This window comes from Corallococcus sp. AS-1-6, assembly GCF_020037015.1.
Classification (GTDB): domain Bacteria; phylum Myxococcota; class Myxococcia; order Myxococcales; family Myxococcaceae; genus Corallococcus.
Genome location: NZ_JAIQDE010000045.1, coordinates 1 through 23,867, shown reverse-complemented (window position 1 = coordinate 23,867; position 23,867 = coordinate 1). Strand labels below are relative to the sequence as shown.

Here is a 23,867-nt window from a genome sequence, read left to right as displayed (position 1 = left end):
GCGCGCTCAGCCGCGAGTCCCCCGCTCCAGCGTCAGCCCGTACTCCTCCATCTTCCGGTCGAGCGTGGGCCGGCTGATGCCCAGCAGCTCCGCCGCGCGGACCTTCTTCCAGCCGGACTCGCGGAGCGCCTCCGCGATGGCGTCGCGCTCCAGCCGGGCCACCTGCTCCTGCAACGTGCGAGGCGCGTGCCCCACCGCGCCCTCGCGCACCTCGGGAGGCAACTGCGGGATGCCCACGTGGCCCGCCGCGTACACGCGCCCCAGCCGCTCCGCGACCAGCTCCAGCTCGCGCACGTTCTGCGGCCACGGATACTCGGCCAGGAGGCGCCGGGCCTCCGGTCCCAGCACCGGAGCCTCCCGCCCGCCGTGCCGGGCGCCGCGCAGCACGAAGTGCTCCAGCAGCACCGGCACGTCCCCCCGCCGCTCGCGCAGGGGAGGGACCTCCAGCTCGAAGCCCGTGAGCCCCCGGGCCAGCGCCGCGTCGAACTCGCCCCGGGACGCGAGCCGCGACACCGGCGAAGCACAGGTGGCGACGATGCGCACGTCCACGGGCTCCTCGCCGCCCTGCCGGGCCGGAGCCGCGCGCCGGGCCAGCATCCGCGCCAGCCGCTCCGCCGCCGGCCGGGGCAGCGCCTCCACATGGCGAAGCAGCAGCGTGCCCGCGTCCGCGCGCAGCACCGCGGACGTCACCGGAGGCTGGCCGGGCGCGCCCGCACGGCCGAAGAGCGCCACCTCCACCGCCTCCAGGGACTGACGGCACTCCACCGTCACCCACGGCCCCAGCGCGCGCGGGGACTTCCCATGAAGGAAGTGCGCGAGCAGCGCCTTGCCCGTGCCCGGCTCGCCGAACAGCACCACCGGAGCGGCGCTGCCCGCCGCACGCCGCGCCTCCTCCACCACGCCCCGGAACGCCCGCGACGTCCCCAGCGGCGTCACCCACGGCGTCTCCGCGGCCTCCGCCTCGCCGCGCGAGCGCACCGCCGTATAGGCCTCGCCGCCCAGCCGCCCCAGCGACGCGAGCAGTTGGCCCTCGCCCTCGGTGAACGGCGACTCCTCGCGCTCCACGTACAGCACGCCGAAGGGCATCCCGCCCGAAGCCACCAGCGGCGAGCACAGCGCCGTGTCCGTCCGCCCCAACTCCTTGCGCTCCAGCGCCGCCTGCACCAGCGCGCGAGGCACCTCCACGGACGCCGCGCCAGACACCGCCGCCGTGCGAAGCCCCTCTGGCCCGCTGAGGAGCGCCGCGGCGCGGTCCGCGTTGAGGGCGTGCGCCGTCTCCTCCGACAGCCGCCGCAGCACCATGGCCTCGCTGGTGGCCCCCAAGAGCGCCGTCCCCGCCGAGTACATCGCCGCGGCCGCGCCCACGTGCGGCAGCACCTCCTCGATGGGCACGTGCTCCGGCTCCGGCGCCACGACGCCCGAGGGCTCGTCGACGATGGACACCGGCGGCGGCTCGTACACCGCGATGGTGGCGCCCACGCGCATCCGGTCGCCAGGCCGCAGCACCGCCTCTTCCTGGAGCGCCAGGCGCTGCCCGTTGAGCAGCGTGCCGTTGGTGGAGCCCAGGTCGCGCAGCCGCACCTGTCCCGCGACGGTGTCCAGGAAGAGCTGCGCGTGGCGGCGCGACACCTGGTCGTCTTCCAGCGGGATGTCGCAGGAGGGGCTGCGGCCGAGGGTGAGCTGGGAGACGACCTCGTACCGGCGCCCCGCCGAGGGGCCCGTGAGCAGCAGCAATGCCGGCATGCGGACGGGCAGCCTAGCAGTGCCCCTCGGGGCGCTCGCAAGACGCGTCGGGTTGGACGCGCGGCGCTACATGGGGCGTTCGGCGTTCAAGAGCGCGCGCAGCTCGGACTCGTTGAGCGCGCGGCCCTCCCGGGCGATGGCCAGGGCGTTGATCTGCTTCTCCTCCACCTCCACATGGGCCCCCTTGCGCCACTCCGTGGTGTGCACCGCGCCATCCACCAGCCGGCCCACGACGGAGCCCTCGTCCCGGGCCACCGCCTCCAGCCACAGGTTCTCCACCACCACCTCGCCCTCCGGGTGCGTCTCGAAGGGGGCCCGCACCAGGAACGTGAGGGGCTCCATCAACCCCTTGCGCTGGAAGCGCGCCAGGAACGCCGGCAGCAGCGCCTGCGCCTCCTCGTGCATGGCCTGGGTCTGCTCGGCCGGCTCCTTGGCGAAGCGCTCCCGGTACGTCGCCAGCAGCTCCGCCGTGTTGTGCCGGCCCAGGGGCGACACCACCGTGAGGAACAGCCCCTCGTGGCCCTCGAAGGCGTCCAGCGGCACCCCCAGCAGGTTCGCGCGGGCCTCCTCCGACGGCACCAGGGTGAAGCTCTGGCCCTCGCTGGTGGCTACCTCCGAGCGCAGCGCGGGCCCCTGCGCGAACGCCAGGTCCGTGCACAGCTCGTGGAGGAAGCTCTCCGCGGCCAGCAGGTCGCCCTCGCCCAGGTGGAAGATTTCCACGTCGCGCGCGCCGAACTTCTCCATCCCGTGCGAGTGCACCCACAGCGGCGTGTCCCCTTCCGCCAGCTCGATGGCGTGCAGGTGCACGTGGTCGCGGATGTCGAAGTCCAGCTCGGTGATCTCGACCACGTCCTCGGGCTCGTGCAGCTTGAACGCCGTCAGGTCCACGAGCACGCCCGGCGCCTGCTCCATCAGCGTGCGCACGGTCCACAGCGCCTCGAAGACGGGCAGCGTGGGCTGCGCGCCGCCCGGCTCCAGGAGGAATGCGTAGCAGGCCTGCGACTTCTCCACGCGCGCGAAGGCCTCCGGGCTGCCGCTGAACAGCTCCTGGGGGACGCGGGGACGGCCGTCGCTCAGGGGCTTGAGCACCACCTTCACCTCCGAGCCGTCCGCGCGCACGGTGAAGCCCCAGTCGCCCTCGTGCGGCACGAACTCCACCTCGTCCGTGGCGAACGCCGCGCGCAGCGCGTCAAGAGAGGGCGGCACGGACTGCTCGGTGGCCAGGACGTAGACCTCCTTCACAGGTGCTTCTCAATCTGTCGGAAGAGGTCCACGCGGTCCACCAGGTTGGTGAGGTAGTCCAGCTTGTCCGTCCCCAGCACCAGCACCGGTGACAGCGAGTAGCCCTCGAACCACTCCTCGTAGAGGGCGTTGAGGCGCTTCAGGTAGGCGGTCGGGATGTCCTTCTCCATGGCCCGCCCGCGCAGGCGGATGCGCTCCTTCAGCGTCACCACCGGGCAGCGCAGGTAGATCATCAGGTCGGGCGGCCGGAGCGACTGGGAGATGGTCTGGTACAGCTCCCAGTAGGTGGACCAGTCGCGCTTGTCGATGAGCCGCTGCCGGTGGAGGTTCTTGGCGAAGATTTCCGCGTCTTCGTAGAGGGTCCGGTCCTGGAGCACGGTGCCCGGCGTGCGCTCCAGCTCCCGGTGCAGACGGAACTTGTGCGTGAGGAAGAAGAGCTGCGAGCGGAACGCCCACGTCTTCATGTCCTTGTAGAAATCCGCGAGGTAGGGGTTCTGGTCATTGGGCTCGAAGGACGGCGTGAGGCCGTACTTCCGGCACAGGAAGGACGTGAGCTCCGTCTTTCCGGCTCCGATGTTGCCCGCGATGGCGATGAACTTTTTCCTGGCCACGCCACCCTTGCTTGTAACCCCAGCGAGCGGCATTCACCAGAAACAATGGCGAGGGGAGCCATGGTAGATAAAGTGCATGCCCCCGCCCCGTTCCGCACGTCCAGGAGCCCGAGCCGGCGCCCATGCCGCGCCGCCTGCCTGCACGACGGGGGAGCGGCACCCCCGGGGTCCTTCCGGCACTCAGGTCCCCCGGTAGGAGGAAAGGCGACGCATGCTGCGCAAGCTGTGGTGCATCTTCGTGGTCACGGTCTGGTCCATGGTCTGCTTCCCGGTGGCCTGCCTCGCCATGCTGGTGACGCTCAACCCGTCGCGTTCGGTCGCCGTCGCCCGCAGGCTCTGGTCGCCCGTGCTCCTCTGGGCCGGGGGCGCGAAGCTGGAGGTCCTTGGCGGGGAGAACGTGGACCCGAAGCGGCCCACCATCTACGTCGGCAACCACCTGTCCACGCTCGACATCCCGGCCCACTTCCTCGCCGTGCCGGTGGACTTCCGTTTCGTCGCCAAGTCGCAGTTGCGCTTCGTGCCGTTCATCGGCTGGTACCTCTGGCTCGCGGGCCACATCTTCATCGACCGCGGGGACCGCGCGTCCGCCATCGCGTCATTGGAGAAGGCCGCCCGGAAGATCCGCGCGGGCACCAGCATCTTCCTGTACCCGGAGGGCACCCGCTCCCCGGACGGCCGCGTGCTGCCCTTCAAGAAGGGCCCCTTCGCGCTCGCGCTGAAGGCCCGCGTGCCCATCTGCCCCGTCACCATCGAGGGCACCGACAACGTGATGCCCAAGAACTCGTGGAACATCACCCCGGGTGTGGTGCGCGTGAAGGTCGGCCGCCCCATCGACACCACCGGCTTCGCGGACAACGACCGCGAGGGCCTGGCCCGCGCGGTGCGCGCGCAGATCATCGCCGACAGCCTCTCCCTGGGTGGCAAGGGCGGTGACCCCGACACGGCCGTCGCCCCGCCGAACCGCGAGGGCGTCGCGCAGCGTGCCGCCTCCGTCACCTCCAAGGCCTCCTGAGCTCCCCGTGCCCCTGACGCTTCCCTCGAACCGCCTCCGCACGCTCCGCTGGCCCGCCGCCCTCCTGGGGTTGGGGCTCCTCGCCACCGGCTGCGGCCACGGCCAGGCCCAGGCCCCCGCGCTGTCCCCCAAAGCCCAGGCGCGCGCGTACCTGGACGGCAACCAGCCGGATGAGGCGGTGAAGCTCCTGAGGGAGCTGCACACGCGCACGCCGGACGACGTGGACGTGGCCCGCGCCCTCACGGAGGCCCAGGTGAAGGCGGGCCGCGCGGACGCCTGGGCGGAGGAGCTGCGCCAGGCCATCGCGAAGAACGAGCGCGCCGTGGACCAGTACATGCTGGGCCTGACGCTCTTCTCGCGGGCCCGGGACGCGGGCGCCCCCACCGTGGCCGCCTTCGAGCGCGCCATCACGCTGTCCCCCACGACCGCGGAGTTCCATTACCGCCTGGGCGTGGCGCGCCTGGAGTCGGAGCAGTACACCGCCGCGCTGGGCCCGCTGCGCAAGGCCGTGGAGCTGGCCCCGGAGCGCGCGGGCTGGAAGCTGCCCCTGGCCAAGGCCCTGGCTCGCACGGGCGACACGGCGGGCGCCGTGGCGGCCCTGGGCACCGTCGTGCGCGGCAACCCCACGCCGGCGGAGGTCGCCACCGCGCGGGCGCTGATGAACCCGCTGGCGGACCCGTTCCAGAACTTCCCCAAGGCGGCGGAGGCGAAGCTCGAGGAGGGCATGCGCTACCTGCACGAGCTGGACGCGCCCCAGCACGCCCTCATCGCCTTCGAGGAGATCCTCCACGACTACCCGGACCTGGCCGTGGTGCACGCCCTGCTGGGGCTGGCCTACCAGCGCCTGGATGACGCCGGCCGCGCCGTGGACGAGTTCAAGCAGGCCATCGAGCGCGCCCCCCAGGACGGCAAGAACCAGCTCTACCTGGGGGAGCTGTACCTGACGCGCCAGCGCACGGACGCGGCGCGCACCGCCTTCGAGAAGGCCGTGGCGCTCAACCCGCTGCTGGACCTGGCCTGGTTCCGCCTGGGCGACCTGCGCCTGGAGGCCAGGGACCTGGACACCGCGAAGGAGGCCTTCCAGGTGGCGGTGACGCTGGCGCCGGACTCGGCGGCCGCGCGCGGCAAGCTGTCGCTCGTGTACCAGTTGCAGGGGGACTACGCGGCCGCGCAGCGCGAGCTGAAGGTCGTGGCGGACAAGGACCCGGAGAACACCGAGTTCGCCCTGCGCCTGGGCCTGCTCTACACCGAGGAGGCCCAGAAGGCCCGCCGCCCCGAGGACCGCCAGAAGGCCGCGAGCGAAGCGGAGCGCTGGCTGGGGAAGGTACTGGAGACCCAGCCCGACAACGCGGTGGCCAGCAAGGCCCTGCAGGTGCTCAAGGGCCAGTAGCCACCGGCGCACCGCGCCCTCTACACTCGACCTTCGATGAGCGACGCGCGCAAACCCGCCCCTCCCAGCCCCCCTCCGCCCCGGACGCCGTCCAACCCCGGCACCCAGCCCCGGGCGGCCACCAGCTCCGGCATGCGCGCCGTGAGCGCCGCCCGCGCGGCCCCCCTGGAGAAGGCGAAGCCGGAAGGCCCCCTGGGCAAGCGCGTCGCCGCGGAGACGTCCAACGTCGTCCTCAACGCCTTCTCCATCCTGAAGGAGCAGTTCGCGGACTTCCGCGCGAGCGACCGCTTCTTCAAGTACAAGGCCGGCATCGTCGCGGGCTGGCTCGTGCTGTCCATCGCCAGCCTCGGCATCGCGTGCCCGGGCCGCTCGATGGACACGGGTGACATGGACGCGCGCCTGGTGCTCAGCGACAAGCTGGACCGGCCCTCCGTCACCATCTGGAACGAGAGCAAGGACGTCTGGCGCGACGTCATCATCACCGTGAACAACGAGTACAAGGCGGTGGTGGCGGAGGTGCAGCCCGGCAACTTCATCACCATCACGCCCAAGCAACTCCTGGGGAAGACCGGCGGCGCCGCGCCCGCGGACCTGCGCTTCCAGGCGCTGACGATGAAGAGCGCGGACGACAAGGCCGACCTCACGCCCTCGCTCCAGGAGGAGTGGCAGCGCCTCCTCGCGCCGAAGAAGTAGCCCGGCCGCGAGGCAGGGCCCCGCCAGACGCCGGAAACACGAAGGGCGCCCTCCTGAAGCAGGAAGGCGCCCTTTGTGCTGCTTCAGCCCGTCCGGGCCTCACTCACGTGAGACCCGGGCACGGGGAACGGCTCAACCCTCGGTCTTCGCCTCGGCGGGAGCCTCGGTCGTCTCGGCGGCGGCCGGGGCCTTCGCGGGACGATCCACCAGCTCGATGAGGGCCATCTCCGCGGCGTCGCCCCGGCGGAAGCCCAGGCGCACGATGCGGGTGTAGCCACCCGGACGGGAGGCGTAACGCTCCTTGTACTCGCTGAACACCTTCTGGAGGACCGCGCGGTCCTTCACGGTGCGGGCAGCAAGGCGCACGTTGGACAGGCCACCGCGCTTGGCGAGCGTGATGATGCGCTCGGCCAGCGGACGGACTTCCTTCGCCTTGGGAACGGTGGTGCGGATGGCCCCGTGCTCCAGCAGGGACGTGACCATGTTGTTCAGCATCGCGAGACGGTGGCTCGTGGTGCGGTGCAGCTTCCTCTGTCCGACCTTATGGCGCATGCGCGTGCTCCGGGGCCTCTTCTGGAGTGCCCCACCACTCCGGCCGTATCAGGTACCGGGTGGGAAGGACGGCCCCGACACCGGGGGCCGCCATTGAATCGGGCCCTGTGTACCAGGGCCCCCTGCCTTCGCGCCACCGTGAAGCCGTGTCGGCGGGGAGCCAAGGCAGGTGCTTCAGGAAACGACGGCGCTTCAGGCCTTGGGGGCCGCGGGAGCCGGCGCGTTCTTCGGCGGCCAGTTCTCCAGCTTCATGCCCAGCGACAGGCCCATCTCCGCGAGGATCTCCTTGATCTCCTTCAAGGACTTGCGGCCGAAGTTCTTCGTCTTGAGCATCTCCGCCTCGGTGCGCTGGACCAGGTCACCGATGGACTTGATGTTCGCCTGCTGCAGGCAGTTGGCCGAGCGCACCGACAGCTCCAGCTCATCCACCGAGCGGAACAGGTTCTCGTTGAGCTTGGCCTCTTCCTTCGGCGCCTCGGCGACGACCGGCTCCTCGGTCTCGTCGAAGTTCACGAAGACCGTGAGCTGCTCCTTGATGATCTTCGCCGCGTACGCCACCGCGTCCTGCGGCACCACGGAGCCGTCCGTCCAGACCTCGAGCGACAGCTTGTCGTAGTCCGTGACCTGACCGACGCGCGCGTTGGTGACCTGGTAGTTCACCTTGCGGATGGGCGAGAAGAGCGAGTCGATGGGGATGGTCCCGATGGGCGCGCCCGGCACCTTGTTGGTGGACGCCGGCACGTAGCCCCGGCCCCGGCGGCACGTCAGCTCCATGCGCACCTTGCCACCCTCGGACACGGTGCAGATGTGGTGACCCGGGTTCAGGATCTCCACGTCCTGGTCCGCGATGAGGTCGCCCGCCTTCACTTCCTTGGGGCCCTCCACCTCGATGCGCAGCGTCTTCGTCTCGTTCGTGTGCATCCGGAGGAGGACCTCCTTCAGGTTCAACACGACGTCCGTGACGTCCTCGGCCACCTCGGGGATGGTCGTGAACTCGTGGTCCACGCCTTCAATCTTCACGGAGGTGATGGCCGCGCCCTGCAGAGACGACAGCAGCACCCGCCGCAGCGAGTTGCCCAGCGTCGTCCCGAAGCCGCGCTCCAGCGGCTCCGCCACGAACTTGCCGTACGTGGGGCTCAGCGAGTCCTGGTCCACTTCCATGCGGCGCGGCTTGATGAGGTCGCGCCAGTTCTTCGCAACAAACGTGTCGGCCATGGGGACTGCTCCTCTGGTCGTGCGCCATCACCCACTTCCCCGTCAGGGTGACGGGAGGACGGGCACGCGGGGGGACTGCTAACAACCTCGCCTGGCGCACGCAGGACGCGCCCTCCAGGCGGAGAAACGACAGGCGACAAAGCCCCGGCCTCGTCGGCCAGGGCGTCCACCGCGGGAGGGGCCCACCGGAAGGCGGGCCCGGCACCCCTGCTTACTTCGAGTACAGTTCGACGATGAGCTGCTCCTGGATGGGCATCGTCAGGTCCTCGCGGTTCGGGACCGTCTTGACGGTGCCCTTGAACGCCTTCTTGTCCAGGTCGATCCACTGCGGAACGCCACGGCGGTCCACCGTCTCCAGCGCCTCGGAGATGCGGAGCACCTTGCGGCTCTTCTCCGCCACTTCCACCGCGCTGCCCGGCTTCACGGCGAACGACGGGATGTTCACCCGGCGGCCGTTGACCTGGAAGTGACCGTGACGCACCAACTGGCGCGCCTCGTTGCGCGTGTCCGCGAAGCCCATGCGGAACACCACGTTGTCCAGGCGGAGCTCAAGCTGCTGCAGCAGGTTCTCACCCGTCTTGCCCTTGGCCGCGGACGCGCGGTGGTAGTACCCGCGGAACTGGTTCTCGAGCAGGCCGTACATGCGCTTGACCTTCTGCTTCTCGCGCAGCTGCACGCCGTAGCCGGAGAACTTCACGCGGCCCTGGCCGTGCTGACCGGGGGGATAGGGGCGGCGCTCGATGGCGCACTTGTCCGTGTAGCAACGGTCGCCCTTGAGGTACATCTTCAGGTTCTCGCGCCGGCAGATACGGCAGGCGCTCGCGGTATAACGAGCCACGGAAACTCTCCTTGCAGATGGTCTGGAGCCGGGCCCGCCGCGAGGCGGGTCCCCGGCCCGAAGCGGTGATTAGACGCGGCGGCGCTTGGGCTGACGGCAGCCGTTGTGCGGGATGGGCGTCACGTCGCGGATGAGGCTGATCTTCAGGCCGGCGGCGGCCAGCGCGCGCAGCGCCGACTCACGGCCCGCGCCCGGGCCCTTCACGAACACCGTCACGGTCTTCAGGCCGTGCTCCATCGCCTTCGCCGCGGCGTCGCCAGCGGCCACCTGCGCCGCGAACGGCGTGGACTTGCGGCTGCCCTTGAAGCCGCGCGCTCCGGCGGACGACCAGGAGATCACGTTCCCGGACACGTCCGTAATCGTGATGATGGTGTTGTTGAACGTGGACTGGATGTGGACCACGCCGTTGAGGATGTTCTTCTTGCCCTTGCGCTTGCTCTTCTTCGCCGCAGGGGTCTCGCCACCCTCGGCACCGGCCGGCGCGGCGGCGGTATTGATCTCGTCAGCCATGTGAATCGCTGCTCCTGGGAGTAGGTGATCAACGCCCGCGCCTCACACGAAGCGAGGCAGCGGGCGCCAGAGGGTTTAGCGGGCCGGAGCGGCCGGCTTCGCGCGAACGATGCCGCGCTTGGGGCCCTTGCGGGTGCGCGCGTTGGTGTGGGTGCGCTGGCCGCGGACCGGAAGACCCTTGCGGTGACGCAGACCCCGGTAGCAACCCAGGTCCATCAGCCGCTTGATGTTCATGGTCACCTCGCGCCGGAGGTCACCCTCGACCTTGTAGTTGGCCTCGATGATCTCGCGGATCTTTCGAGCCTGGTCCTCGGTGAGGTCCTTGGTCCGGGTGGTGAGATCGATGCCCGCCGCCTCGATGATGTCGTGCGCGGTCTTGTTACCGATCCCGTAGATGTACTGAAGCGAGATCACCGCACGCTTGTTGGGCGGCAGATCGATGCCGGCGATACGAGCCATCTTCGGTCTTCCTTCGTTGTGGAGTTGGTCTGAGGCAAGAGTCCCTGGGGACTCTTAGCCCTGGCGCTGCTTGTGCCGGGGGTTGGAGGCGCAGATGACGCGCACGATGCCCTTGCGGCGAACGACCTTGCACTTGTCGCAGATCTTCTTGACGGACGCCCGAACCTTCATGGAGCGAACTTCCTTCCTTCAGCGGTGAAAAGCACAACAGCCGGTCCGCACAGGCGGCCGGCGCGAATTACTTGGCCCGGTACGTGATCCGTCCACGGGTCAGGTCATACGGCGACAACTCGACCTTCACCTTGTCGCCCGGGAGGATACGGATGAAGTGCATCCGCATCTTGCCCGAGATGTGCGCGAGCACCTTGTGGCCGTTGTCCAGCACCACGCGGAACATCGCGTTCGGTAGGGGTTCCATAACGGTCCCCTCGACTTCGATGGAATCATCCTTCGGCAAGCGTCAACCTTCTTCCCGGACCACGAACCTTCTGGAAGCGCGGCGGGATAACACTTTGGTCCGTAAGTAGCAAGCGCCGCGCGATCTGAAATCTGGACCTCTATCAACACCTTCTGACATCACCCTATTTCACCCGGGGTCCGGGGGCCCTCATCGACGCCGGGTCAGCACTTCCGGCCCCCGCTCCGAGATCAGGATGGTGTGCTCGAAGTGGGCGGACAACTTGCCGTCCACGGTGACGGCCGTCCACTCGTCCCCCAGGACCTCCACGTCGGGCGTCCCCTGGTTCACCATCGGTTCCACCGCCAGGACCATGCCTGGCCGCAGCTTCATCCCGGACCCCGCCTGCCCGTAGTTGGGCACCTGCGGTGGCTCGTGTAGCTTCCTGCCAATCCCGTGTCCCGTGAAATCCCGGACCACGGAGAACCCCCGCGCCTCCACGTGACTCTGCACCGCGTGGCCAATGTCGCCAATCCGGTTGCCCGGCTGCATCACCTGGATGGCCTTCTCCAGGGACTGCCGGGTGGTGTCCACCAGGGCCTGGGCTTCTGGCGTCACCTTCCCCACCGCCACCGTGCGCGCCGAGTCCCCGAAGAAGCCCCGGTAGACCACCCCGAAGTCCAGCTTCATCAGGTCCCCGGCCTCCAACCGCCGCTTGCGGCTTGGGATGCCGTGGACGACCTCCTGATTCACGGAGGCGCAGAGGACGCCCGGAAAGCCGTGGTAGCCCTTGAACGCCGACCGGGCGCCCTTCTTGGCGATGAGCTGCTCCGCCAGGGCGTCCAGGTCCCAGGTGGAGACACCGGGAGCCACGGCCTTCTCCAACTCGTCCAGGATCTCACAGACGATCCGCCCCGCCTCCCGCATCAGGGCGATCTCATCCGGGCTCTTGAGCTCCACCGGGTTCATGCGCCCCTTTCCCTACCGGCCTGCGGCTCTGTCGGGAACCCGGGACCGGTGGGGCGGCAGTCCAGACCGGCCCTGCCCTCGACCTGCTGGCTGCCCCACGCTCAGGCGGGACGGCCCGCGGCCTTCTTGATCTCCTCGTAGATGCCCTCTGGGGAGCCGACCCCGTCCACGCTCTTGAGCAGCCCCTTCTTCGCGTAGAAGTCCTTCAGGGGGGACGTCTCCGCGTCGTACTTCTGCAGGCGCTTCTCGATGACCTCCGGCGTGTCATCCGGACGCTGCACGAGCTCCGTGCCGCACTTGTCGCACAGGCCCGCCCGCTTCGGCGGGCTCTGGGTGACGTGGTAGACGGCTCCGTCATTGGGGCACACGCGCCGGCCGGAGCCACGCTCGACCAGGGTCGAGTGCGGGACCTCGAGCGACACAACGGCGTTCAACTGCTTGCCCAGCCGCTCCAGCATCCGGTCCAGCGCGTCCGCCTGTCCCGGGGTGCGGGGGAAGCCGTCGAGCACGAAGCCCTTGGCCACGTCCGGCTCCTTCAGCCGCTCCTCGACGATGCCGATGACGACATCGTCCGGGACGTACTGCCCCGCGGCCATCAGCGGCCCAGCCACCTGGCCCAGCGGCGTGCCATCCTTGACGGCCTTGCGCAGGATGTCGCCGGTGGAGATCTGCGGGATCTGGAAGTCCGCGTAGAGCTTCTTCGCCTGGGTTCCCTTCCCGGCGTTCGGCGGCCCCAAGAGGATGAGGTTCATGTCGCTCCTTTGCACCAGCGTCCACCCTTGAACGACGAGGCGCCCCTCCCCACCATTGGGGAGAGGCGCCCGGAACACAACGGACCGCTGTCAGGCCGCCACGCGGACCCGACCACGGATGCGCGGACCGCGCGGACCCGCGAAGCCTTCGTAGTTGCGGCTGATGAGGTGACCCTCGATCTGCTGCACCGTGTCCAGCGCCACGCCCACCACGATGAGGAGCGCCGTGCCGCCGAAGGTGAAGCGCACCCCGAGCACGCTGCTGATGACGGACGGAATCACGCAGATGATGGCCAGGTAGATGGCGCCACCGAACGTGAGGCGGTTGAGCGTGCGCTCGATGAACTCCGCCGTCTGACGGCCCGGGCGGATGCCGGGGATGTAGCCGCCCTGCTTCTTGATGTTGTCCGCCACGTCATCCGGCCGGAACGTGAGCGCCGTGTAGAAGTAGGAGAAGAACACCACCAGCAGCACGAACAGGCCGTTGTAGACCCAGAGGTTGCCCTCGATGCTGCGCTGGAAGCCCTGCAGGAAGGGGAACCACGCACCCAGCGTCGCGGGGAAGGACAGCACCGCGCCGGCGAAGATGGGGGGAATCACGCCCGAGGCGTTCACCTTCATGGGGAAGTACGTGGCCTGGCCCGCGAACATGCGCCGGCCCGCCATGCGCTTGGCGTACTGGATGGGCACGCGCCGCATGCCCCGCTCCACGTAGACCACCACGCCGATGATGAGGAGCATGAAGAAGAGCAGGCCCAGCACCGCGGCCACGTTCACCACTTCCTGCGTCGTCAGGTCCAGCAGCGTCTTCGCGCCGGGCAGCACGCGCGCCACGATGCCCGCGAAGATGATGAGCGAGATGCCGTTGCCGATTCCGCGCTCGGTGATGCGCTCGCCCAGCCACATGATGAAGGCCGTGCCCGCCGTGAGGCTCACCACCGTCATGAAGGTGAACCAGAGGTTGTCGTTGGGCACCACCACCTGGTTGAAGCCGCCCTGCCCCGCGTCGGAGCGGCCCAGCGAGGCCAGCCACCGCGAGATGCCCACGCCCTGCACGATGGACAGCGCGATGCTGCCGTAGCGCGTGTACTGGTTGATCTTCTGGCGGCCCGCGGCGCCTTCCTTCTGCAGGCGCTCCAGGCTGGGCACCACCACCGCCAGGAGCTGGATGATGATGGAGGCGCTCACGTACGGCATGATGCCCAGGCCGAAGATGGACATCTGCTCCAGCGCGCCGCCGGAGAAGAGGTTGAACAGCGACACCAGACCGCCCGATTGTTTCTGGGCGTCCATGAACGCGTTCATCGCGGAGCGGTCCACGCCCGGCGTGTTGATGAAGATGCCGATGCGGTAGACGGACAGCAGCACGAGCGTGTACGCAAGCCGGCTGCGCAGCTCCGCGATGCGGAAGACGTTGGCGAAGGCGTTCAGGGCCACGGTAATGCCATCCTCTTCAAGAGGTTCTGCCAGCAACAACAAACGCCCCTCTCCGGTTCCGGAAAGGGGCGCGGAAGCCTACACAAGGCTGGGGGCGCGCACCACATCACCGTGATGCGCGCCGGTCACGCCTACGCCCGGGGCTGGCGAGGAGCCTTGACGCCCTTGCCGGCGTGGGCCTTGGCGGCCGACTCCGGCTTGTGCGCCATCAGGGGGAGCTCCTCCACGGAGCCGCCCGCCTTCTCGATGTTCTCGCGAGCCGCCGCGGACACCTTGTTCACCTTCACGGTGAGCTTCTTGGCGAGCTCGCCGTGCGCCAGGACCTTGATGCCGTCATAACGGCCCTTGACCAGGCCCGCCTGCTTCAGCGCGGCCTCGTCCACCGTGGCGCCCGCGTCGAACACGTGCTCCAGGTCACCCAGGTTCACGATGGCGTACGCGGTGCGGTTGGGCGGGTTGAAGCCGAACTTCGGCAGACGGCGCTGCAGCGGGCTCTGGCCGCCTTCGAAGCCCTCGAACCGCATGTTGCCGGAGCGGGCCTTCTGGCCCTTGCCGCCGCGGCCGGCCGTCTTGCCCAGGCCGCTACCCTGGCCACGGCCCACGCGCTTCTTGCGGTGCCAGGAGCCCTCAGGGCGCTTCAGATTGGTCAGGATGCTCATGTTGGGTCCTCAGTTCTCAGGCCTTGGCCGTGGCGGCCAGGCGCTCCAGGGCGCGGTCCCGGGCGACAATCTTCCGGGGCTTGCGGCGCTTGGGCGCCGGGGCCTCCTGGCTGACCGTCTCCAGGGAGACCAGGTGCTTCACCTTGAACACCATGCCGCGCACCGCCGGGGTGTCCTTCAACAGCCGCTCGTCGCCGAACTTCTTCAGACCGAGGCCCTTGATGGTGGCCAGCATGTCCTCGGAAGACCCCGAGAAGCTCTTCGTCAGCTTAACCTTGAGCGCCATGACTAGCCCCTCGCCTCGCCCGCGAGCTTCTGGGTCTCGACGTCCTTGCCACGCAGCCGCGCGACCTGCTCCGCGCTGCGCAGCAGCTTCAGGCCAGCGACCGTGGCCTTCAGCACGTTGTGCGGATTCCGCGAACCCTGGCTCTTGGTCAGGATGTTGCGGATGCCCGCCGCCTCCAGCACCGCGCGCACCGCGCCACCGGCGATGACGCCCGTACCTTCGGAGGCCGGCTTCAGGAGCACCCAGCCGGCACCGAAGTGCCCCAGGATCTCGTGAGGGATGGTGTGGCCCATGCGCGGAACGCGGAACAGGTTCTTCTTCGCGTTCTCGCCGCCCTTGCGGATGGCCTCGGGGACTTCGTTGGCCTTGCCCAGGCCCACGCCCACGTGCCCGTTGCCATCGCCCACCACGACGAGCGCGGCGAACGAGAAACGGCGGCCACCCTTCACCACCTTGGCCACGCGGTTGATATTCACCACGCGGTCGGTCAGGTCCAGATCGTTCGGATTGATCGGAGTTGCCACTTGAGGAATTCCTTTCTGGTACCTAGAACTTCAGGCCGGCCTCGCGCGCGGCGTCAGCCACGGCGGCGATGCGCCCATGGTAAGGGAAGCCGTTGCGGTCGAACACCACCGCATCGACGTTGGCGGCCTTGCACTTCTCCGCGATGAGGGAGCCCACGCGCTTCGCGTCGGCCTTCTTGTCGCCCTCGTCCTTGCCCTTCAGCTCCTTGGACAGGGACGACGCGAACGCCAGCGTGCGACCGGTGGAGTCGTCCACCACCTGCGCGTAGATGTGCTTGAGGCTCTTGTAGACCGACAGCCGCGGACGCTCCGTGGTTCCGGAGAGCTTCTTGCGGATGCGGTTCTTCCTCTTGAGGCGCTGATCGACAGTCTTGGACATGGCTGCTTCCTTTTCCGTCCGGCGGCGATGCGGCCTTCCGCCGCCGGATGATTCCGCCAGACCTCAAGGTCCGGCGGGGTTGAATGCTCGGCGAAGACGCGGCGACGACTAGGTCGTACCGGTCTTGCCCTCCTTGCGACGGATGCGCTCCTCGGCGTACTTGATGCCCTTGCCCTTGTAGGGCTCCGGCGGACGCAGCGAGCGGATGTTGACCGCCGTGGCGCCCAGGACTTCCTTGTCCGCCGAGCGGAGCGTGAGCCCCACCGTGGGAAGGCTGTCCTCGGTGCGGGAGGTCTTGTCGACTTCCGCCGTCACACCCTCCGGCAGGTTGAACACGACCGGGTGGGAGTAGCCGAGCGAGAAGTGGATGGCCTTGCCCTTCACTTCCGCGCGGAAACCGACGCCGCGGATGTCCAAACGCTTCTCGAAGCCCGTGGACACGCCCTTCGCCGCGTTGGCGAGGATGGTCCGCGTCAGGCCGTGCAGGCTGCGGGCCTCGCGCGAGTCATCCGCGCGCTGCACCGTCACCTGGCCGTCCTTCACCTCCACCTTCACCTTGGCGGGGAGCTTGACGGACAGCTTGCCCTTGGGGCCTTCGAAGTTGACCTGCTGGTTGGCGACGTTGACCTTCGTCTTGTCGCCGAGCTTGATCGCCAGTTTTCCAATCCGACTCATGATTGCCTCGTGCTGTCGTCGCCCGGGGCGCGCTCCTCGCGGGGCGCCTCACCCAGGCTCCTGGCTAGTAGACCGTGCAGAGCAGCTCGCCGCCGACCTTCTGCTTCCGGGCCTCGGTGTCCACCAGGATGCCGCGCGAGGTGGAGAGGATGGAGATGCCCATGCCGCCGAGCACCGGCTGGATGTCGCGCACCGCGACATAGCGGCGCAGGCCAGGCTTGGACACGCGGCGGATGCCGGTGATGACCGGGCTGCGATCCGGGCCGTACTTCAACTGGACGGTGATCTCGTTCTGCGGCGCGACCTCGTGGATGGTGAAATCCCCGATGTAGCCCTCGTCCTTGAGGACCTTGACGATCTCCACCTTGAGCTTCGAGTGGGGGATGACGACCTTGTCGTGCCGCGCACGCGAGGCGTTGCGCAGGCGGGTCAGCATGTCGCCGACGGGATCATTGACCGGCATGAAGCACCTTCAAGCAAAGCAGCGGTCCCCTGGGGACTCACCGCATTTGCGGCCACCGCGCCTGCCGGGCCCATCCCGGGGGTTCGCGACGACCGCCACTTCCCTTCTACTTCAACCGGGCACCGCCCTGCCCTCTTCAGGGCAGGGACGATGTTCCGGGTCCAGCGCCTACCAGGACGACTTGGTGACGCCGGTGATCTCACCGCGCAGGGCGCGGTGACGCAGGCAGATACGGCACATCTTGAACTTGCGCAGGAAGGCGCGAGGACGACCGCAGAGACCGCAGCGGTTGTACTGACGCACGGGGAACTTCAGCTTGCGCTTCGCCTGGGCAATCTTGGAGAGCTTGGCCATGATCGATGGGAGTCCTGGGCTCGGTTACTGACGGAACGGCATGCCGAAGTGACGCATCAGCGCGAGGCCCTGCTCGTCGTTCCGGGCGGTGGTGACGAAGCTGATGTTGAGCCCCTTCACCTTTTCGATCTGATCGTAGTTGATTTCCGGGAAGATGATCTGCTCGCGCACGCCGAGCGTGTAGTTGCCCTTCCCGTCGAAGGCCTTCGGGGACACGCCCTTGAAGTCACGCACGCGCGGCAGCGCGACGGTGATGAGGCGGTCCATGAACTCGAACATGCGGTCGCCGCGCAGCGTGACGGCGGCACCGATGGCCTGGCCCTGGCGCAGCTTGAAGTTCGCGATGGACTTGCGCGCGCGGGTCACGACCGGCTTCTGACCGGTGATGGCCGCCAACTGGTCCACCGCCGACTCCAGGATCTTGTTGTTGGCGAGCGCCTCGCCCAGACCCATGTTGACGACGATCTTCTCCAGCCGCGGCACTTCCATGGGGTTCTTGAGCCCCAGCTCCTTCATCAGCGAAGGAACGCCTTCCGCGCGGAAGCGGTCCTTGAGCCGCGCCGAGCGCGCCTTCAGGCCCTCCTCGATGTTCGCGGCGAAGCCGACCTTCTTGGCTTCTTCCTTGCCGCGCTTCTTGCTCTTCTTTTCCTTCGAGTCGGCCTTCTTCTCGTCAGCCATCTTTCAGTCCTCTGCTTCGGAACGCCGTCATGACCCAGCGCGCCCGATCAGTCCTGCGTCTAGAACGTGGAAACACCCAGAAGGCACAACGATTTCAGCCCTCTGGACGTGCACGCCCGCTTGCCTCACCACCGGGTGAGGCAAGGGGCGCGCATACATGCCCGAACAACGACCCCTAGTCAATCAGGGCGTCACACTGCTTGCAGAACCGCTTGGAGGTCTCCCCCTCCTTGCGGATGCCGACTCGGGTCGGCTTGTCGCACTTGGCGCAGACCACCTGGACGTTCGAGAGCGCGATGGTACCCGGCTTCTCGATGATGCCGCCCTCGGGGGACTGCGGCGTCTTGCGCAGGTGGCGCTTGACCAGGCGCAGGCCCTCGACCGTCACGCGGCCCGCCTCCCGGTCAACCTTCAGCACCTTGCCGCGCTTGGTCGCCGGCGTCTTCTCCGAGCGCTCGGACCCGGAGATGACCTGGATGGTGTCACCGACTTTCAGCTTCTGCATGGCTTCCTCACTCTGGCTGTTCGCCGTCAGGCCTGCGTCCTCTTAGAGGACCTCGGGCGCCAGCGAGATGATCTTCATGAACTTGCGGGCACGCAGCTCACGGGCGACCGGCCCAAAGATGCGCGTCCCGATGGGCTCCAGGTCCTTGTTGATGAGGACCGCCGAGTTGCCGTCGAACTTGATGTAGCTGCCATCCGCACGACCCACCTCGCGACGGGTGCGGACGATGACGGCCTTGGCCACGTCACCCTTCTTCACCTTGGAGTTGGGCAGGGCCTCGCGGATCGACACGACGATGACGTCGCCGATGGAGGCGTACTTGCGCTTGGAGCCGCCGAGAACCTTGATGCAAAACACCTTCTTGGCGCCCGAGTTGTCGGCCACATCGAGCACACTCTGCATCTGAATCATGTGAAGTCTCCTCTTGCTCGAACCCGTCCACGCGCTTCATGGCGCACGGACGTGGTGTGGCCTACCTAGACGTTCTTGCTCTTCTCCAACACCTCGACCACGCGCCAACGCTTGTCCTTCGAAGCGGGCTTGGTCTCGGCGATGCGCACCCGGTCACCCTCGTTGATGGTGACCTTCTTCGGGTAGTCGTGATCCTCGACGTGCGCCTTGTACTTCTCGCGCAGGCTCATGATCTTCCCGTACTTCGGGTGGGGAGCACGACGCTGGACGGTGACGACCACCGTCTTCTGCATCTTGTTGGAGGTGACGATGCCCACGCGGGTCTTGGGACGACCCCGGGTGGAGGTCTCGGCAGCGGGCGTTTCGGTCGCTTCAGCCATGTTGGTTCTCACTGTCTGTCATGCACCCGGGCCCTCTGCCCGGATGGCCACGGACACCCGGGTGAGCCCGGATGCCCGCGGATGCACTGCTACTACTACCCCGCCTTCGCGGCCCGGGCCTTCTGGCCCAGGACGGTGAGGATGCGGGCCAGATCACGGCGGTGCTGCACGCCCTCAGCGGGGCTGTCCAGCGAGCCGGTCCGACGCTTGAGCCGATCCTGGACCAGCGTGTCGCGCAGTTCCTTCGCGCGGTTCTGCAGGTCGTCCGTCGACAGGTCCTTCAGTTCCTTCGCAGTCGCCATCTTGGTCTCCTCGGCGCGGGATGCGGGCGCCCTCCCCTGTCACCAGGTTGAGCGCCCGTCCCGGCGGTGCGTGACTACAGCGAGAGCTCGCTGCGGCGCACGATCTTGGTGAGCACCGGCAGCTTCGCCTGCGCCAGCTTCAGCGCACCGGTGGCGATCTCCTGCGTCATGCCCTCCATCTCGTAGAGGACGCGTCCCGGCTTGACGACCGCGACGTAGTACTCCACGCCACCCTTACCGGTACCCATACGGGTTTCGGCGGGCTTCTTCGTGATGGGCTTGTCCGGGAAGATCCGGATCCAGATCTTGCCGCCGCGCTTCACGTGGCGGGTCATCGCGATACGGGCCGCCTCGATCTGGCGCGAGGTGATCCATCCCGGCTGGAGGCTCACCAGGCCGAACTCACCGTAGGTGAGGTCGCTGCCGCGGTGGGCCGAGCCGAACATGCGGCCCTTCTGCATCTTGCGGTACTTGGTTCGAGCAGGCTGAAGCATGGTCGATGTCCTTCGTGCCTCGCGTGCAGGGCGGGCTTCTTAGGGCCCGCCCCACAGGGGCGTCTTACCGGTTGGTGGCCTGGGGGGCCTGGCCACCCTTGCCGGGGAGGACCTCGCCCTTGCAGATCCAGACCTTGCAGCCAATCTTGCCGTAGGTCGTCTTGGCCTCGGCGAAGCCGAAGTCGATGTCCGCACGGAGGGTGTGCAGGGGCACGCGGCCCTCGCGGTACCACTCGTAGCGGGCCATCTCGGCGCCACCCAGGCGGCCCGAGCAGGCCACGCGGATGCCCTTGGCCCCGAACTTCATCGCGGTCTGCAGCGCCTTCTTCATGGCGCGGCGGAAGGCGATGCGGCGCTCGAGCTGCGTGGCGATGTTCTCCGCCACGAGCTGCGCGTCGGTCTCGGCCTTGCGGACCTCGACGATGTTCAGGAAGACCTCGTTCTTGGTGAACTGCTGGAGGTCCTTCTTGACGGTCTCGATGCCAGCGCCGCGCTTGCCGATGACGATGCCCGGACGCGCGGTGTGGACGTTGACCTTCACCTTGTTGGCGGCGCGCTCAATCTCCACCTTGGACACGCCCGCGTGGTTCAGCGACTTCTTCACGAACTCGCGGATGCGGATGTCCTCGTGGAGCCACTGGGCGTAGTTCTTGTGCTCGAACCACTTGGAGTCCCAGGTCTTGATGACGCCGAGCCGGAACCCGATCGGATGTACTTTCTGTCCCAAACTGAATCTCCTTGGTGCGTCCGGGCGGGGCCCGACGGGTCCTACTTCTTGGCCTCGGCCAGCACGACGTGGACGTGGGCAGACTTCTTCTGGATGGGCGTCGCGCGACCCATGGCGCGCGGCATGAAGCGGCGCTGGGTGGCGGCCTGGTCCACGGAGATGGTCTTGACGTAGAGGGTATCCACGTCGACCTGACCCTTGGACAGGTCCGTCGCGTTCGCGACGGCGCTCTTGATGAGCTTCTCCACCGGCCGCGCGGCGGCGCGCGGGGTGAACTTCAGGATGTTCAGGGCGGCCTCGACAGGCTTGCCCCGGACGAGCGCCGCGACGAGGGACAGCTTGCGCGGGCTCATGCGCAGGTGACGCAGATGTGCAGTCGACTCCATGGTCATCTCCTCAGGCTCTCAGGCGTAGGTACGGGCTACTTGCCCGGGGCCTTGGCGACCTTCTTCTCCGCCGAGTGCCCGCCGAAGGTGCGCGTGGGAGCGAACTCGCCGAGCTTGTGGCCCACCATGTTCTCCGTCACGAACACCGGAATGAACTTCTTGCCGTTGTGCACGGCGAAGGTGTGACCCACGAACTCAGGGAGAATCGTGGAGCGCCGGGACCAGGTCTTGACGACCGCCTTCTTGTTCGCGGCAATCATCCCCTCGATCTTCTTGAGGAGGTGATCGTCGACGAACGGACCCTTCTTGATCGAACGAGCCATGTTTCAAATCCTCTTACTGGCTGCGCGCGCCCTGGCGGCGGCCGCTCACGATGAACTTGTCGGTGCGCTTGTTGGTGCGCGTGGTGAGGCCCTTGGTCTTCTTGCCCCACGGAGACACCGGGTGCGGATTACCCTGGCCGGACTTACCCTCACCACCACCGTGCGGGTGGTCGACAGGGTTCATGGCCAGACCGCGGACGGTGGGCCGGATGCCCAGCCAACGGCTCTTACCCGCCTTACCGATGCGAATGATTTCGTGCTCGATGTTGCCCACCTGGCCGACGGTGGCGCGGCACTCGATGAGCACCTTGCGCACGGCGCCGGAAGGCATGCGGACCTGGGCGTAACGGTCTTCCTTGGCCATGAGCTGGCCAGAGGTCCCCGCGGAGCGGATGACCTGGGCGCCACGGCCCGGCTTCAGCTCCACGTTGTGGATGATGGTGCCCACCGGGATGTTCTGCAGCGGCAGGCTGTTGCCCGGCCGGATGTCGGCGGTGGAGCCGGCGAACACGGTGTCGCCCACGCTCAGGCCCACGGGGGCCAGGATGTAGCGCTTGTCACCGTCCGCGTAGTGCAGGAGGGCGATGTTGGCGGTGCGGTTCGGGTCGTACTCGACCGCGACGACCTTGGCCGGCACGCCGTCCTTGTCCCGACGCTTGAAGTCGATGACGCGGTAGCGGCGCTTGTGACCGCCACCCTGGTGGCGGCGGGTGATGTGCCCGTGGACGTTGCGGCCACCGGAGCGCTTGATGGGCTCGGTGAGCGACTTCTCCGGGGAGTCCTTGGTGATGTCCGCGAAGTCGGACACCGTCATCAGACGGCGGGCGGCGCTGGTCGGCTTGTACTTCTTGATGCCCATGGTGTGTTCCTCTCAGGCGGATCCGGACGCCAGTGGCGTCAGACCGCTCCCCCTTCGAAGAGTTCGATCTTGTCACCCTCCTTGAGGGTGACGACCGCCTTCTTGAAGTTGGGGCGCTGGCCGATGCTCTTGCCCACCCGCTTCGTCTTGCCACGCACGATGTTGGTGCGAACACCCTCCACCGTGACCTTGAACAGGGACTGGACCGCGCGGGACACGTCGTGCTTCGTGGCCTTGCGGTCCACGATGAACGAGTACTGGCGGAACTTCTCCCGGGCCTTGTCCAGCTTCTCCGTGATGAGCGGGCCCTTGATGACGTCGTTCAGGTTCATGACAGGGACCCCTCGAGCGCCTTCGCGGCGGCGGAAGTCAGGACGATGTGCGAGTGCTTGAGCACGGACTCGAGGTTGAGACCCTCGGGCGGCAGCACGTCGAACTTCGCCAGGTTGCGCACGCTGCGGTGCAGGTTGGTGTTGCCACGCTCGTCGATGACCAGCGCGTTCTGGAGCTTCATCCGGCGCGTGAGCACCTCGAAGGCCTGCTTGGACTTCGGGGCGTCCAGCTTGAAGCCGTCCAGGATGATGAGCTGCTTCTCCCGGGCGCGCAGGGACAGCACGGCGCGCAGGGCACCGCGGCGGACCTTGCGGGGAGGCCGGTAGAAGTAGTCACGGGCCTTGGGGGCCATCGCCTTGCCGCCGCCCACCCAGTGGGAGGCGCGGATCGAGCCCTGGCGGGCGCGGCCGGTGCCCTTCTGCTTCCAGGGCTTCTTGCCGCCGCCGCTGACGAGCGAGGTGTTCTTCACCCCGACCGTGCCGCGGCGCCGGTTGATCTGCTGCATCTTCGCCACCTCGTAGAACAGGTGGGTGTTCGGCTCGGCGCCGAAGATCTCGTCGGAGAGCTCGATCTCCGACACCTTCTTCAAATCCAGGTCGACTACGTCAAACTTCGCCATGGCACTTTCCTCGGGGGTCAGAGTGAAACCACTCCGACGCCATCCCGCTTCCTAGGACTTGATCTCGACGTCAACGCCGGCAGACAGATCCAGCTTCATCAGCGCGTCCAGCGTCTGCTGGGTCGGCTCGAGGATATCGAGCAGGCGCTTGTGCGTGCGGATCTCGAACTGCTCGCGGCTCTTCTTGTCCACGTGCGGCGAACGCAACACGGTGAACTTGTTGATGCGCGTCGGCAGGGGGATCGGACCGGCCACCTTGGCGCCCGTGCGCTTGGCCGTCTCGACGATCTCCCCAGCACTCTGGTCCAGGAGCTTCGAGTCGTACGCCTTCAGCCGGATGCGGATCTTCTGTGTCGCCATTCGCAAGAACCTCTTTGAACGACCTCTGGGAACCGTGAGGCGGTACGCCCGTCAACGCCTGGATTTCAGAGAACCGTTTCTTCGGAACGAAGGGGCGCGGTGTGTACCACCACACCCCATGGGTTGCAACTGGATTTCCACCGGCTCCCCGGAACGGCCCACCAGGGGCGTACCGGAGAGCTGGTGGCGTGGGAACTACGCGATGATTTCCGCCACGACGCCCGCGCCCACCGTACGACCGCCTTCACGAACCGCGAACCGGAGCTCCTTCTCCATCGCGACCGGGGTGATGAGCTCCACCTCGATGGCGATGTTGTCGCCCGGCATGAC

The 23,867-nt window shown here is 67.8% G+C and carries 36 protein-coding genes and 1 pseudogene; 3 read left to right on the top strand and 34 right to left on the bottom strand.

What is annotated here, in order from left to right:
* Positions 1-6: 6 nt before the first annotated feature.
* From K8612_RS37050 to K8612_RS37040, 3 genes are all read right to left on the bottom strand, one after another.
* Complete coding sequence (locus tag K8612_RS37050; protein ID WP_223743472.1) at positions 7-1,743, bottom strand: FHA domain-containing protein; 1,737 nt, start codon at positions 1,741-1,743, stop codon at positions 7-9.
* A gap of 66 nt (positions 1,744-1,809) precedes the next feature.
* Positions 1,810-2,985: a DUF2314 domain-containing protein gene (locus K8612_RS37045; protein ID WP_223743471.1), complete on the bottom strand. Its 1,176-nt coding sequence runs from the start codon at positions 2,983-2,985 to the stop codon at positions 1,810-1,812.
* Positions 2,982-3,596: a deoxynucleoside kinase gene (locus K8612_RS37040; protein ID WP_223743470.1), complete on the bottom strand. Its 615-nt coding sequence runs from the start codon at positions 3,594-3,596 to the stop codon at positions 2,982-2,984. The genes K8612_RS37045 and K8612_RS37040 overlap by 4 nt, the downstream gene beginning before the upstream one ends.
* 211 nt (positions 3,597-3,807) lie before the next feature.
* On the opposite strand from K8612_RS37040, the gene K8612_RS37035 reads away from it, so the two are divergent.
* From K8612_RS37035 to K8612_RS37025, 3 genes are read left to right on the top strand one after another with little or no spacing between them, the layout of a single operon-like run.
* A complete protein-coding gene (locus K8612_RS37035; protein ID WP_223743469.1) occupies positions 3,808-4,608 on the top strand; it encodes a 1-acyl-sn-glycerol-3-phosphate acyltransferase in 801 nt (266 codons plus the stop codon).
* A 7-nt stretch (positions 4,609-4,615) separates the two neighbouring features.
* Positions 4,616-5,998 carry a tetratricopeptide repeat protein gene (locus K8612_RS37030; protein WP_223765685.1) on the top strand — a complete coding sequence of 461 codons (1,383 nt, stop codon included), beginning with the start codon at positions 4,616-4,618 and terminating at the stop codon, positions 5,996-5,998.
* 36 nt (positions 5,999-6,034) lie between these two features.
* Positions 6,035-6,691, top strand: coding sequence for a hypothetical protein (locus tag K8612_RS37025; RefSeq protein WP_223765684.1), 657 nt, complete (start codon positions 6,035-6,037; stop codon positions 6,689-6,691).
* 132 nt (positions 6,692-6,823) lie between these two features.
* Here K8612_RS37025 and rplQ read toward each other — a convergent pair whose 3' ends face one another.
* The 31 genes and pseudogenes from rplQ to tuf form a co-directional block, all read right to left on the bottom strand.
* Positions 6,824-7,243 carry a 50S ribosomal protein L17 gene (gene rplQ / locus K8612_RS37020; protein WP_223743466.1) on the bottom strand — a complete coding sequence of 140 codons (420 nt, stop codon included), beginning with the start codon at positions 7,241-7,243 and terminating at the stop codon, positions 6,824-6,826.
* Positions 7,244-7,435: 192 nt separating this feature from the next.
* Positions 7,436-8,458 carry a DNA-directed RNA polymerase subunit alpha gene (locus K8612_RS37015; RefSeq protein WP_014395886.1) on the bottom strand — a complete coding sequence of 341 codons (1,023 nt, stop codon included), beginning with the start codon at positions 8,456-8,458 and terminating at the stop codon, positions 7,436-7,438.
* Positions 8,459-8,669: 211 nt separating this feature from the next.
* Entirely contained in the window at positions 8,670-9,296 is a 627-nt protein-coding gene (gene rpsD, locus K8612_RS37010) for a 30S ribosomal protein S4 (RefSeq protein ID WP_014395885.1), read from the bottom strand.
* A 69-nt stretch (positions 9,297-9,365) separates the two neighbouring features.
* On the bottom strand, positions 9,366-9,806 hold the full coding sequence (gene rpsK, locus K8612_RS37005) for a 30S ribosomal protein S11 (RefSeq protein ID WP_014395884.1): 441 nt from the start codon (positions 9,804-9,806) through the stop codon (positions 9,366-9,368).
* Positions 9,807-9,881: 75 nt separating this feature from the next.
* Positions 9,882-10,265 (bottom strand): 30S ribosomal protein S13, encoded by a 384-nt coding sequence (rpsM, locus tag K8612_RS37000; RefSeq protein WP_014395883.1) that lies wholly within the window; start codon positions 10,263-10,265, stop codon positions 9,882-9,884.
* Positions 10,266-10,319: 54 nt separating this feature from the next.
* Complete coding sequence (rpmJ, locus tag K8612_RS36995; RefSeq protein ID WP_002633586.1) at positions 10,320-10,436, bottom strand: 50S ribosomal protein L36; 117 nt, start codon at positions 10,434-10,436, stop codon at positions 10,320-10,322.
* Positions 10,437-10,503: 67 nt separating this feature from the next.
* The gene (gene infA / locus K8612_RS36990) at positions 10,504-10,722 is read right to left on the bottom strand and encodes a translation initiation factor IF-1 (RefSeq protein WP_002614803.1); all 219 of its coding nucleotides are present in this window, start codon (positions 10,720-10,722) and stop codon (positions 10,504-10,506) included.
* Between the two features lie 150 nt (positions 10,723-10,872).
* On the bottom strand, positions 10,873-11,631 hold the full coding sequence (map, locus tag K8612_RS36985; RefSeq protein WP_223765683.1) for a type I methionyl aminopeptidase: 759 nt from the start codon (positions 11,629-11,631) through the stop codon (positions 10,873-10,875).
* Positions 11,632-11,732: 101 nt separating this feature from the next.
* Positions 11,733-12,383, bottom strand: a complete 651-nt coding sequence (locus K8612_RS36980) for an adenylate kinase (protein WP_223765682.1) — start codon at positions 12,381-12,383, stop codon at positions 11,733-11,735.
* Between the two features lie 90 nt (positions 12,384-12,473).
* Positions 12,474-13,820, bottom strand: coding sequence for a preprotein translocase subunit SecY (secY, locus tag K8612_RS36975; protein WP_121778770.1), 1,347 nt, complete (start codon positions 13,818-13,820; stop codon positions 12,474-12,476).
* Between the two features lie 131 nt (positions 13,821-13,951).
* Complete coding sequence (gene rplO, locus K8612_RS36970) at positions 13,952-14,479, bottom strand: 50S ribosomal protein L15 (RefSeq protein ID WP_223743463.1); 528 nt, start codon at positions 14,477-14,479, stop codon at positions 13,952-13,954.
* Between the two features lie 16 nt (positions 14,480-14,495).
* The gene (rpmD, locus tag K8612_RS36965; RefSeq protein WP_120586475.1) at positions 14,496-14,765 is read right to left on the bottom strand and encodes a 50S ribosomal protein L30; all 270 of its coding nucleotides are present in this window, start codon (positions 14,763-14,765) and stop codon (positions 14,496-14,498) included.
* Positions 14,766-14,767: 2 nt separating this feature from the next.
* The gene (gene rpsE, locus K8612_RS36960; protein WP_014395877.1) at positions 14,768-15,289 is read right to left on the bottom strand and encodes a 30S ribosomal protein S5; all 522 of its coding nucleotides are present in this window, start codon (positions 15,287-15,289) and stop codon (positions 14,768-14,770) included.
* A 22-nt stretch (positions 15,290-15,311) separates the two neighbouring features.
* The gene (gene rplR, locus K8612_RS36955; protein ID WP_014395876.1) at positions 15,312-15,668 is read right to left on the bottom strand and encodes a 50S ribosomal protein L18; all 357 of its coding nucleotides are present in this window, start codon (positions 15,666-15,668) and stop codon (positions 15,312-15,314) included.
* Between the two features lie 108 nt (positions 15,669-15,776).
* Positions 15,777-16,343 carry a 50S ribosomal protein L6 gene (rplF, locus tag K8612_RS36950; RefSeq protein WP_223743462.1) on the bottom strand — a complete coding sequence of 189 codons (567 nt, stop codon included), beginning with the start codon at positions 16,341-16,343 and terminating at the stop codon, positions 15,777-15,779.
* Positions 16,344-16,407: 64 nt separating this feature from the next.
* Positions 16,408-16,806, bottom strand: a complete 399-nt coding sequence (gene rpsH, locus K8612_RS36945) for a 30S ribosomal protein S8 (protein ID WP_223765681.1) — start codon at positions 16,804-16,806, stop codon at positions 16,408-16,410.
* A gap of 168 nt (positions 16,807-16,974) precedes the next feature.
* On the bottom strand, positions 16,975-17,160 hold the full coding sequence (locus tag K8612_RS36940) for a type Z 30S ribosomal protein S14 (RefSeq protein ID WP_014395873.1): 186 nt from the start codon (positions 17,158-17,160) through the stop codon (positions 16,975-16,977).
* Positions 17,161-17,184: 24 nt separating this feature from the next.
* On the bottom strand, positions 17,185-17,838 hold the full coding sequence (rplE, locus tag K8612_RS36935) for a 50S ribosomal protein L5 (protein ID WP_120552132.1): 654 nt from the start codon (positions 17,836-17,838) through the stop codon (positions 17,185-17,187).
* Positions 17,839-18,013: 175 nt separating this feature from the next.
* Complete coding sequence (gene rplX / locus K8612_RS36930; RefSeq protein WP_223743461.1) at positions 18,014-18,343, bottom strand: 50S ribosomal protein L24; 330 nt, start codon at positions 18,341-18,343, stop codon at positions 18,014-18,016.
* Positions 18,344-18,385: 42 nt separating this feature from the next.
* Positions 18,386-18,754: a 50S ribosomal protein L14 gene (gene rplN / locus K8612_RS36925; RefSeq protein ID WP_014395870.1), complete on the bottom strand. Its 369-nt coding sequence runs from the start codon at positions 18,752-18,754 to the stop codon at positions 18,386-18,388.
* A gap of 65 nt (positions 18,755-18,819) precedes the next feature.
* Positions 18,820-19,146: a 30S ribosomal protein S17 gene (gene rpsQ, locus K8612_RS36920; protein ID WP_169821648.1), complete on the bottom strand. Its 327-nt coding sequence runs from the start codon at positions 19,144-19,146 to the stop codon at positions 18,820-18,822.
* Between the two features lie 83 nt (positions 19,147-19,229).
* Entirely contained in the window at positions 19,230-19,436 is a 207-nt protein-coding gene (gene rpmC / locus K8612_RS36915) for a 50S ribosomal protein L29 (protein WP_120523545.1), read from the bottom strand.
* 74 nt (positions 19,437-19,510) lie between these two features.
* Complete coding sequence (gene rplP / locus K8612_RS36910) at positions 19,511-19,930, bottom strand: 50S ribosomal protein L16 (protein WP_014395867.1); 420 nt, start codon at positions 19,928-19,930, stop codon at positions 19,511-19,513.
* 64 nt (positions 19,931-19,994) lie between these two features.
* Entirely contained in the window at positions 19,995-20,657 is a 663-nt protein-coding gene (rpsC, locus tag K8612_RS36905) for a 30S ribosomal protein S3 (protein WP_014395866.1), read from the bottom strand.
* 41 nt (positions 20,658-20,698) lie between these two features.
* Positions 20,699-21,043, bottom strand: a complete 345-nt coding sequence (gene rplV / locus K8612_RS36900; protein ID WP_223645251.1) for a 50S ribosomal protein L22 — start codon at positions 21,041-21,043, stop codon at positions 20,699-20,701.
* Between the two features lie 35 nt (positions 21,044-21,078).
* On the bottom strand, positions 21,079-21,366 hold the full coding sequence (gene rpsS, locus K8612_RS36895; protein WP_014395864.1) for a 30S ribosomal protein S19: 288 nt from the start codon (positions 21,364-21,366) through the stop codon (positions 21,079-21,081).
* A gap of 13 nt (positions 21,367-21,379) precedes the next feature.
* The gene (rplB, locus tag K8612_RS36890; RefSeq protein ID WP_120621648.1) at positions 21,380-22,225 is read right to left on the bottom strand and encodes a 50S ribosomal protein L2; all 846 of its coding nucleotides are present in this window, start codon (positions 22,223-22,225) and stop codon (positions 21,380-21,382) included.
* A 38-nt stretch (positions 22,226-22,263) separates the two neighbouring features.
* Positions 22,264-22,557, bottom strand: coding sequence for a 50S ribosomal protein L23 (locus K8612_RS36885; protein ID WP_120523548.1), 294 nt, complete (start codon positions 22,555-22,557; stop codon positions 22,264-22,266).
* A complete protein-coding gene (gene rplD / locus K8612_RS36880; protein WP_120523549.1) occupies positions 22,554-23,177 on the bottom strand; it encodes a 50S ribosomal protein L4 in 624 nt (207 codons plus the stop codon). The genes K8612_RS36885 and rplD overlap by 4 nt, the downstream gene beginning before the upstream one ends.
* A gap of 51 nt (positions 23,178-23,228) precedes the next feature.
* Complete coding sequence (gene rpsJ, locus K8612_RS36875; RefSeq protein ID WP_002633608.1) at positions 23,229-23,537, bottom strand: 30S ribosomal protein S10; 309 nt, start codon at positions 23,535-23,537, stop codon at positions 23,229-23,231.
* Positions 23,538-23,732: 195 nt separating this feature from the next.
* Positions 23,733-23,867: pseudogene (tuf, locus tag K8612_RS36870) on the bottom strand (elongation factor Tu); the annotation flags it as partial.

Coding starts and splice junctions, on each gene's coding strand:
- K8612_RS37050 (WP_223743472.1), bottom strand. CDS start 1,743: ATGCCGGCATTGCTGCTGCTCACGGGCCCCTCGGCGGGGCGCCGGTAC.
- K8612_RS37035 (WP_223743469.1), top strand. CDS start 3,808: ATGCTGCGCAAGCTGTGGTGCATCTTCGTGGTCACGGTCTGGTCCATG.
- K8612_RS37025 (WP_223765684.1), top strand. CDS start 6,035: ATGAGCGACGCGCGCAAACCCGCCCCTCCCAGCCCCCCTCCGCCCCGG.
- rplQ (WP_223743466.1), bottom strand. CDS start 7,243: ATGCGCCATAAGGTCGGACAGAGGAAGCTGCACCGCACCACGAGCCAC.
- K8612_RS37015 (WP_014395886.1), bottom strand. CDS start 8,458: ATGGCCGACACGTTTGTTGCGAAGAACTGGCGCGACCTCATCAAGCCG.
- rpsK (WP_014395884.1), bottom strand. CDS start 9,806: ATGGCTGACGAGATCAATACCGCCGCCGCGCCGGCCGGTGCCGAGGGT.
- rpsM (WP_014395883.1), bottom strand. CDS start 10,265: ATGGCTCGTATCGCCGGCATCGATCTGCCGCCCAACAAGCGTGCGGTG.
- rpmJ (WP_002633586.1), bottom strand. CDS start 10,436: ATGAAGGTTCGGGCGTCCGTCAAGAAGATCTGCGACAAGTGCAAGGTC.
- map (WP_223765683.1), bottom strand. CDS start 11,631: ATGAACCCGGTGGAGCTCAAGAGCCCGGATGAGATCGCCCTGATGCGG.
- K8612_RS36980 (WP_223765682.1), bottom strand. CDS start 12,383: ATGAACCTCATCCTCTTGGGGCCGCCGAACGCCGGGAAGGGAACCCAG.
- rplO (WP_223743463.1), bottom strand. CDS start 14,479: ATGAGCATCCTGACCAATCTGAAGCGCCCTGAGGGCTCCTGGCACCGC.
- rpmD (WP_120586475.1), bottom strand. CDS start 14,765: ATGGCGCTCAAGGTTAAGCTGACGAAGAGCTTCTCGGGGTCTTCCGAG.
- rplR (WP_014395876.1), bottom strand. CDS start 15,668: ATGTCCAAGACTGTCGATCAGCGCCTCAAGAGGAAGAACCGCATCCGC.
- rplF (WP_223743462.1), bottom strand. CDS start 16,343: ATGAGTCGGATTGGAAAACTGGCGATCAAGCTCGGCGACAAGACGAAG.
- rpsH (WP_223765681.1), bottom strand. CDS start 16,806: ATGCCGGTCAATGATCCCGTCGGCGACATGCTGACCCGCCTGCGCAAC.
- K8612_RS36940 (WP_014395873.1), bottom strand. CDS start 17,160: ATGGCCAAGCTCTCCAAGATTGCCCAGGCGAAGCGCAAGCTGAAGTTC.
- rplE (WP_120552132.1), bottom strand. CDS start 17,838: ATGGCTGACGAGAAGAAGGCCGACTCGAAGGAAAAGAAGAGCAAGAAG.
- rplX (WP_223743461.1), bottom strand. CDS start 18,343: ATGCAGAAGCTGAAAGTCGGTGACACCATCCAGGTCATCTCCGGGTCC.
- rplN (WP_014395870.1), bottom strand. CDS start 18,754: ATGATTCAGATGCAGAGTGTGCTCGATGTGGCCGACAACTCGGGCGCC.
- rpmC (WP_120523545.1), bottom strand. CDS start 19,436: ATGGCGACTGCGAAGGAACTGAAGGACCTGTCGACGGACGACCTGCAG.
- rplP (WP_014395867.1), bottom strand. CDS start 19,930: ATGCTTCAGCCTGCTCGAACCAAGTACCGCAAGATGCAGAAGGGCCGC.
- rplV (WP_223645251.1), bottom strand. CDS start 21,043: ATGGAGTCGACTGCACATCTGCGTCACCTGCGCATGAGCCCGCGCAAG.
- rpsS (WP_014395864.1), bottom strand. CDS start 21,366: ATGGCTCGTTCGATCAAGAAGGGTCCGTTCGTCGACGATCACCTCCTC.
- rplB (WP_120621648.1), bottom strand. CDS start 22,225: ATGGGCATCAAGAAGTACAAGCCGACCAGCGCCGCCCGCCGTCTGATG.
- K8612_RS36885 (WP_120523548.1), bottom strand. CDS start 22,557: ATGAACCTGAACGACGTCATCAAGGGCCCGCTCATCACGGAGAAGCTG.
- rplD (WP_120523549.1), bottom strand. CDS start 23,177: ATGGCGAAGTTTGACGTAGTCGACCTGGATTTGAAGAAGGTGTCGGAG.
- rpsJ (WP_002633608.1), bottom strand. CDS start 23,537: ATGGCGACACAGAAGATCCGCATCCGGCTGAAGGCGTACGACTCGAAG.